8 protein-coding genes are annotated in these 7,800 nt (G+C 73.9%); 6 read left to right on the plus strand and 2 right to left on the minus strand.

The features are described 5' to 3' along the window. From ACXJMZ_RS35560 to ACXJMZ_RS35585, 6 genes are all read left to right on the plus strand, one after another. Positions 1–713: molybdopterin dinucleotide binding domain-containing protein (locus ACXJMZ_RS35560; protein ID WP_457034148.1), on the plus strand; the 713-nt coding region annotated here is incomplete at its 5' end. Beyond that, the gene (locus tag ACXJMZ_RS35565) at positions 710–1,900 is read left to right on the plus strand and encodes an acyl-CoA dehydrogenase family protein (RefSeq protein ID WP_457034149.1); all 1,191 of its coding nucleotides are present in this window, start codon (positions 710–712) and stop codon (positions 1,898–1,900) included. The genes ACXJMZ_RS35560 and ACXJMZ_RS35565, both read left to right, overlap by 4 nt. Before the next feature lie 3 nt (positions 1,901–1,903). Continuing rightward, the gene (locus ACXJMZ_RS35570; protein WP_457034150.1) at positions 1,904–3,037 is read left to right on the plus strand and encodes an LLM class flavin-dependent oxidoreductase; all 1,134 of its coding nucleotides are present in this window, start codon (positions 1,904–1,906) and stop codon (positions 3,035–3,037) included. Then, complete coding sequence (locus ACXJMZ_RS35575; RefSeq protein WP_457034151.1) at positions 3,034–3,753, plus strand: alpha/beta hydrolase; 720 nt, start codon at positions 3,034–3,036, stop codon at positions 3,751–3,753. Before ACXJMZ_RS35570 ends, ACXJMZ_RS35575 begins: the two co-directional genes overlap by 4 nt. Next, positions 3,750–4,259: a flavin reductase family protein gene (locus tag ACXJMZ_RS35580; RefSeq protein ID WP_457034152.1), complete on the plus strand. Its 510-nt coding sequence runs from the start codon at positions 3,750–3,752 to the stop codon at positions 4,257–4,259. The genes ACXJMZ_RS35575 and ACXJMZ_RS35580 overlap by 4 nt, the downstream gene beginning before the upstream one ends. After that, positions 4,256–5,362: an LLM class flavin-dependent oxidoreductase gene (locus ACXJMZ_RS35585; RefSeq protein ID WP_457034153.1), complete on the plus strand. Its 1,107-nt coding sequence runs from the start codon at positions 4,256–4,258 to the stop codon at positions 5,360–5,362. Before ACXJMZ_RS35580 ends, ACXJMZ_RS35585 begins: the two co-directional genes overlap by 4 nt. Before the next feature lie 62 nt (positions 5,363–5,424). On the opposite strand, the gene ACXJMZ_RS35590 is transcribed toward ACXJMZ_RS35585, so the two are convergent. Both ACXJMZ_RS35590 and ACXJMZ_RS35595 read right to left on the minus strand, forming a co-directional pair. Next, positions 5,425–6,576 (minus strand): ISAs1 family transposase, encoded by a 1,152-nt coding sequence (locus ACXJMZ_RS35590; RefSeq protein ID WP_457034154.1) that lies wholly within the window; start codon positions 6,574–6,576, stop codon positions 5,425–5,427. A gap of 197 nt (positions 6,577–6,773) precedes the next feature. Further along, complete coding sequence (locus ACXJMZ_RS35595) at positions 6,774–7,067, minus strand: bestrophin-like domain (protein ID WP_457034155.1); 294 nt, start codon at positions 7,065–7,067, stop codon at positions 6,774–6,776. Positions 7,068–7,800 lie beyond the last annotated feature (733 nt).

Raw genomic sequence — 7,800 nt, forward strand, 5'->3', positions numbered from 1 at the left:
CCGCCCCGCCGCCGTTCGAGCAGTTCTGGGCGGCGGGGGAGTGGGAGCTGCCTGCCGAGGCGGCCGAGCGCACCCTGTTCGAGGAGTTCCGGGCCGACCCCGAGGGTCGCCCGCTGGCCACCCCGAGCGGTCGGATCGAGCTGTACTCCGCCACCATCGCGGCCCTCGGCCTGCCTGACTGCCCCGGCCACCCGGCCTGGCTGGAGCCGCCCGAGCGGCTAGGCACCCCGGCGGCGGAGCGCCACCCGCTGCTGCTGGTCGCCAACCAGCCGAGCACCCGGCTGCACAGCCAGCTCGACGTCGGCGCACCGAGCCTGGCCGACAAGGTGGCCGGCCGGGAGGCGGTGGAGATCCACCCGGCCGACGCCGCGGCCCGCTCGATCGCCGGCGGCGACCTGGTGCGGCTGTTCAACGACCGGGGCGCCTGCCTGGCCGGGGCCCGGCTCAGTGACCGGCTGCGCCCGGGCGTGGTCCGGCTGCCGACCGGCGCCTGGTTCGACCCGGTGCCGGGCACCGAACCGCCGCTGTGCGCGCACGGCAACCCCAACGCGCTGACTGGCGACCTGCCCAGCTCACGGCTCTCCCAGGGCTGCACCGGCCAGCACGCACTGGTCCAACTGGAGCGCTGGAGCGACGGCGAGCCGCCCCCGGTCACCGTCCGCGCCGCCCCCATCCTGCTCACCCCTTCGCCCGCACCGGAGTACGTCGGATGACCCTGACCCTGCCCGTCCTCGCCCCGCCCGACCTCACCGCGCTGCCCGGGCTGACCGCCGCGCTGGCCGCCCGGGCCGCCGAACACGACCAGGACGCGAGCTTCCCGCACGAGGGCGTCGAGCTGGTGCACCGGGCCGGGCTGCTGACCGCCACCGTGCACCCCCGGCACGGTGGTGCCGGCGCCGGGCTCGCCGACACCGTACGCATTCTGCGGGCGCTGGGGGAGGGGGACCCGGCGGTGGCGCTGGTCACCGCGATGACCCTGTTCACCCATGCCGCCCAGGCCCGCGCCCCGCACTGGCCCGAAGGGCCGCTGGCCGAGCTGCTGGCCGAGTCGGCCGAGCGCCCCGTGCTGATCAACGCGCTCCGGGCGGAGCCCGAGCTGGGCAGCCCCGTGCGCGGCGGACTGCCCGCCACGATCGCCCAACTCCGGGATGGACACTGGGAGTTGAGCGGACGTAAGATCTTCTCCAGMGGAGCGGTCGCGCTGCGCTGGATGCTGGTCTGGGCCCGCACCGACGAGCCCGAACCCCGGGTCGGATTCTTCCTGGTCCGCTCCGACCGGCCGGGTATCGGCATCGAGCCGACCTGGGACCACCTGGGTCTGCGGGCCAGCCGCAGCGACGACGTGCTGCTGGACGCCGTCCGGATCCCGCTCGACCACACCGCCCTGCTCGCCGTCCCCGGCGCGGACGGCGGCCGGGACGCGACGGTCGGGGCCTGGAACTCGCTCGGCCTGACCGCCCTCTACCTGGGCGTGGCCCGGGCCGCCCAGCACTGGCTGACCGGCTTCCTGCACGAGCGGGTGCCGACCGCGCTCGGCGCACCGCTGGCCGGACTGCCCCGGTTCCAGAGCGCAGTGGGCGAGATCGACATCGCGCTGAGCGGTGCCGAGCGCCTGACCGGCGCGCTGGCCACCGCCGTCGACGCCGGGGAGCCCGGCGCCGCCGAGGAGTCGGCCGGCGCCAAGCTGCTCGGCACCCGGGCCGCCATCGACGCCGTCCAGCAGGCCGTCGCCCTGGTCGGCAACCACGGTCTGACCCGCCGTCACCCGCTCCAGCGCCACCTCAGGGACGTGCTCTGCAGCCGGGTGCACACCCCGCAGGACGACACCCTGCTGCTCGCCCACGGTCGTGCCGCACTGCACCGCAGGACGACCAACACCCTTGCCCCGAAAGGAATCTGACCCATGCCTGTCGAATTCATCGGAATGATCTCCACCCAGGACGTCTCGGAGACCCGCCCCGCCTCCGGTCCGGTCGTCGACCGCGACTACACCCGCCGGTTCGCCCAGGCGCACGAGGAGGCCGGCTTCGACCGGATCCTGGTGGCGCACTCCTCCGCCAGCCCCGACCCGCTCCAGGTCGCCGCGTTCGCCGCCGCGCACACCGAGCGGCTCGGCCTGCTGATTGCGCACCGCCCCGGCTTCATCGCGCCGACCCTGGCCGCCCGCACCCTGGCCACCTTGGACCAGCTCTCCGAGGGCCGGGTCGCCGTGCACATCATCACCGGCGGCCACGACGCCGAGCAGCGCCGGGACGGCGACTACCTGGCGAAGGACGAGCGCTACGCCCGGTCCGACGACTACCTGACCGTCGTGCGCAGGGCCTGGACCGCCGAGGAGCCGTTCTCGCACGAGGGCCCGTACTACCGGTTCGCCGACTTCAAGTCCGAGGTCCGCCCGGTCGACCGGATCCCGGTGTTCTTCGGTGGCTCCTCCGAGGCCGCCTACCGGGTCGGCGGCAAGCACGCCGACACCTTCGCGCTGTGGGGCGAACCGCTGGCCGAGACCGCCCAGCAGATCGCCTCCGTCCGGGCCGCCGCCGAGGCCGCGGGCCGGACCGACGTGCCCGGCATCAGCGTCTCGTTCCGGCCGATCCTGGGCCGCACCGAGGCCGAGGCGTGGGAGCGGGCGCACCGCGTCCTGGAGACCATCAAGAGCCGGGGCGACGCGTTCGGCGGCCGCCGGCAGATCCTCCCGGTCGGCCCCGGCGCCACCCCGCAGAACGTCGGCTCCCAGCGCCTGCTGGCCGCCGCCGCCAAGAGCGACCGGCACGACCGCGCGCTGTGGACCGCCCCCGCCGCCGCCACCGGCGCGGCCGGCAACTCCACCGCGCTGGTCGGTACCCCGGAGACCGTCGCGCAGGCCCTGCTGGACTACGTCGACCTCGGGGTCACCACCCTGCTGATCCGCGGTTACGACCCGCTGGACGACGCCCTCGACTACGGCCGCGAGTTGCTCCCGCTGGTCCGCCAGGAGGTCGCCCGCCGCGACGCCGCCGCTGCCGCTCGCACCGCCGAGACCGTGGGAGCCGGCCGATGACCACCACCGTGCCCGAGACCGCCGTGGTGTGGAACCCCGCCCCGGCCATCACCCCGCGCGGTACCGTGCTGCTGCTCCCGGGCCGGGGCGAACACCCCGGTGTGTACGCCCGGTKCGGGCGCCGGCTGGCCTTCGACGGGTACGTGGTCCGGGCGCTGGCCGGCCCCGAGGGGCTGGCCGCGCTGGTGGCCGAGGCCCGGGAGCTGAACGCCCCCGTGGTGCTGGCGGGCTCCGACACCGGGGCGCTTTCCGCCCTGGCCGAGGCCGAACTCGCCGCCCCCGACGCGCTGTTGCTGGTCGGCGTGCCCGGCGAGGCGGGCGACTGGACCKACGAACTGGCCGTCCGTACCGCCTGCCCGACGCACCGGGGACAGCTCGCCGAGGACCCGGCCTTCCGAGCCGGTGACCTGGCCCGGGCCGTCCCCGCCGAGCTGGCCGCCGCAGCGGCCGACGCCACCCCCGCCGTGCCCGTGCTGCTGCTGCACGGCGCCGCCGACCCGGTCGCCCCGGCCGACGGCGCCCGGGCGCTCGCCGCCCGGCTGCCCCGCGCCGAACTCGTGCTGCTGACCGACGGGTTGCACGACGTGCTGAACGACGCCCCGCACCGCACCGTGGCAGCCAGGATCGTCCACTGGCTGGAGCGCCTGCGACTCGGCGCCGACCTGCCGCCGCTGCTCACCGAGGTGCCCACCGCCCAGGAAGGAACCCGACCGTGACCGCCGTCGACGACCGCTTCACCACCGCGCCGCCCGCCGAGCTGCTGCGGCGCACCCTGCGCCGGCACGCCGGCGGGGTCGCCGTGATCACTGTCCCGGGCCCGGTCGGCTTCACCGCGACCTCGTTCACCTCGGTCAGCCTGGAGCCCGCGCTGGTCTCCTTCTACGTCTCCGCCACCGCCTCCTCGGCCCCGGCGGTGCGGGCCGCCGAGGCGTTCACCGTGCACCTGCTGGCCCGTGACCAGGAGGAGCTGGCAAGCCGGTTCGCCCGCAGCAGGGTGGACCGGTTCGCCGGGACGGACTGGCGGCCGGGGGAGTTCGGTGTCCCGTTGCTGGCCGGCGTGGCCGGTTGGCTGACGGCCCGTCCGGTACTGGTGCAGCCGGTCGGCGACCACCTGCTGGTGGTCGGCGAGGTGGTCGCGGCGCAGGCCGGCGAGGGCGACCCGCTGGTGTACCACGACGGCGGCTTCGGCGGCTTCCTGGCGGCCGGGGCGGGCCGGGGATGACGCTCACCGCGCACTGGTTCCTGCCCACCACCGGCGACAGCCGGCAGATCGTCGGCGGCGGGCACGGTTCGACCCCGGGCTCGGTCGGCGGCGACCGGCCGCCGACGGTCGGGTACCTCGGTCAGATCGCCCGCGCCGCCGAGCAGTTGGGCTTCGCCGGGGCGCTCACCCCGACCGGTGCGTGGTGCGAGGACGCCTGGCTCACCACGGCGATGCTGACCCAGGTCACCGAGCGGCTGAAGTTCCTGGTGGCCTTCCGGTCCGGCCTGCTCAGCCCGACGCTGGCCGCCCAGATGGCCGCCTCCTATCAGAACCAGTCGGGGGGACGGCTGCTGCTGAACGTGGTCACCGGAGGGGAGTCCACGGAACAGCGCGCCTTCGGCGACTTCCTCGACAAGGAGGGCCGGTACGCCAGGACCGACGAGTTCCTGGAGATCACCGGCCGGCTCTGGCGGGGCGAGCGGGTCGACCACGAGGGCGCCCAGCTGCGGGTGGAGGGCGCCGAGTTGACCCGGCTGCCGGACCCGGTGCCGGAGGTCTACTTCGGCGGCTCCTCACCCGCCGCCGGACGCGTCGCGGCCCGGCACGCGGACGTCTACCTGACCTGGGGCGAGCCGCCGCCGCAGGTCGCCGAGAAGATCGCCGGGATCCGGGCGGCGGCCGCCGCGTACGGGCGCAGCCCCCGGTTCGGCATCCGGCTGCACACCATCAGCCGGGACACCGCCGGGCAGGCGTGGGCCGAGGCCGACCGGTTGCTGGCGGGGATGGACCCGGAGCGGATCCGCCGTACCCAGGAGGCGCTGGCCCGCAGCGAGTCCGACGGCCAGCGACGGATGCGCGAACTGCACGGTGGCGAGACCGGCCGACTGGAGGTCTACCCCAACCTGTGGGCGGGGGTGGGCCTGGTTCGCGGCGGCGCCGGGACCGCGCTTGTGGGCAGTCATCAGGAGGTGGCCGACCGGATCGCCGAGTACCACGCGCTGGGCATCGACGAGTTCATCCTCTCCGGGGCCCCGCACCTGGAGGAGGCGTACACGGTCGGCGAGGGCGTGCTGCCGCTGCTGGCCGCCCGGGGGCTCTGGCGCCCGCCGGTTGCTGCCTGACGGACCGTCGCCCGGCGGGGCAGGGGCGTTTCAAAGTCCTGGTGATCATGTAGACGGCCTGGTCAGGGGATGTTCAGCAGGTTCAGCGGCCGGTTGAATGGGTCGTAGGAGGCGTGGCGGAGGCCGGCGGCGATGTTGTGGTGTCCGGCGGCGCGAAGAGTGTTGATGGCCAGGTTGCGCAGGGTCGCCATGTTCTCGGGTCCGTGGCCTGTGTGGATCTTCGAGGCGTCCTCGTGGAAGGTGGTGTCGCGGACGAAGTGGAGCCGGTTCTCGATGGTCCACGGTGACCTGGCGAGGTGGCCGAGCCGCTGGGGTGAGGCCTGATGCGAGGTCAGGTCCGTGATCGCGTAGACGGTCTGGCGGCTGACGGTGCCGGTCCGCAGGTCGGTGCGGTGGCGCAGGATGCGCACGGCCTGGGCGGCGTGGGGGAAGTCCGGGCCGAGGTCGGTGACGGTGAGGGCCCTGGTCGCGCGGGTCTCCCGGCGGCCATGACTGATCTCGCGGTCGTAGCGGCGTGCGGTCACGTCCTTCCACGGCAGCGACCGCAACTGCCGGTGCAGTGCGGGCTGGTTGGCCTTGACCACCAGCAGGTAGTGCGCGTTCTTCTCCTCCACCAGGAAGCGGGCGTGGGCGCGCTGGGTGTGCAGGGCGTCGGCCGTAACGGTGATCCCGGTCAGGTCGTAGGGCTCCAACAGTGCGGCGAAGCACGTGATTTCGTTGGTCTTGTCGGGAACCCGTAGCTGGGTGACGGTCCGGCCGTCGCCGGTCATCGCGGCCAGGAGGTGGGCGGCGGGCATCTGGTCGTGGCGGGAGCCTCGGGCGGCCTTGCCGTCCACGGCCACCGAGTCCGCACCGCCGGGATCGGCGCCGGTCAGGTCAGCCAGGCCACCGGGGCAGACCAGGTTGACGACCCGTCGGATCGTGGAGGCGCTCGGCGCTACACGCACGCCCAACGCGCCTACCGCGCGGGCTCCGAGGCGGGCCAGGGCGTGCTGCGGAGCGTTCGCTGACCACTGGCCGATCGCCGCGTACGAGTGCGCGCCGGCGACCACGGCCGAGGCCGCGACCAGCAGCACCGCCACGAACGGGTGACGCACCCCGCGCCGCCGGCGCGGATCGGGCAGCAACCGCAACCGCTCCACCAGGGAGAGTCCCGCCACGCCTTCCAGGGCGGGCGACTTGACGAGGCAGACGGTGGCAGACTGACGGCACATCGAAGCTCCGGTGTTCAGGGCGACTTGGGAAGGTCACCCCTGTTCAACCGGAGCTTCGTTGCGTACGTGACGGGCCAACCGGACTGCCTGGCCTGCGGATTCACATGATCACCAGGACTTTGAAACGCCCCTGCCCGGCGGGGACGGCGGGGCATCGCGCGGACCCGGACACCGCATTCCGGTCGGGAATGTCCGGATCAGATGACTGAGAATCGGGGCAGCGCGAATTTCAGCGCATCGGGTTCCACGTGAATCCCGCCGCCGAACGGATGGTTCATCGCCGACAGCATGGTGAGCACGCCCGACACCAGGAGCGCCAGACCGCCGATACCGACGATTCCCGGCCAGGTCAGGGATTCGATCCGGAGCGCGGAGGTGACCACCAGAAGGACTGCGGACAGGATCAATCCGATCCAGAGGTAATTCGGCACCTGCTGGGACACCGCGAGCATCCGGGCCCGCCGGGCATCCCCCACTTCGCTGAGCGCCACCAGGGACCTCGCCGACGGCGGCACCCTGGACGGCCCGGCCAACCGCACCGGCGGCGACGCGGACCCGACCTTCCGGCCGGGGGCGTGGCTGCGCAAGCAGGACAAGGCCCGCACCGACGGGAAGCTTACGGTCCTGCAGATCGCGCTGCTGGACCCGCCCGGTGTCTGCGGGCCGTGCCCGGAGGTGCGGTGTCGATGTGTTCCTGCGGTGCCGCACGGCGGCCGGCCGACGGGCCGACCGGGCTTCGGGGTGACGGTTGTGAGGGCGGCCACGGCGGGCGTCGCCGTGATCACCGTGAATCCGACTTTCCGTGCCCGTGTGTTCGCGCTGGGTTGATGATGTGCCTGGCGTCACCGCCCGTGAGGGGTGACGGCGGGCACAGTGGGGCCCAAAACGATCGTGCGCAGGACCCGTCCGGCCCTTGATATCGGGGGTCCGGTTTCGGCCGTACCTTCGGTAACCCCGCTCTGAGCTGCCTTTTCACCGTAATGCTTGTCCGGAGCCCCCGATGGCTCGTAGCTTCGTAACCAGTGCACAGCGCACCACCTGGGTTCACCACCCGCGGCCCCCGCCCACGAGGCGGCCGGGCATACGCGGTGAAGGTGACCGGGGCGGCAGTCCGCGTCGGACACGTGAGCAGCCGCCCGCTGCGTGCGACATCTCGGAGTACACCCCCGTGCGGGGCCGCTCCGTGTTGTCCGCCCGGGGCTTCCGAGAGGATCTGTATGACCT

The organism is Kitasatospora sp. P5_F3 (assembly GCF_054049135.1).

Coding starts and splice junctions, on each gene's coding strand:
- ACXJMZ_RS35570 (WP_457034150.1), top strand. CDS start 1,904: ATGCCTGTCGAATTCATCGGAATGATCTCCACCCAGGACGTCTCGGAG.
- ACXJMZ_RS35590 (WP_457034154.1), bottom strand. CDS start 6,576: ATGTGCCGTCAGTCTGCCACCGTCTGCCTCGTCAAGTCGCCCGCCCTG.
- ACXJMZ_RS35585 (WP_457034153.1), top strand. CDS start 4,256: ATGACGCTCACCGCGCACTGGTTCCTGCCCACCACCGGCGACAGCCGG.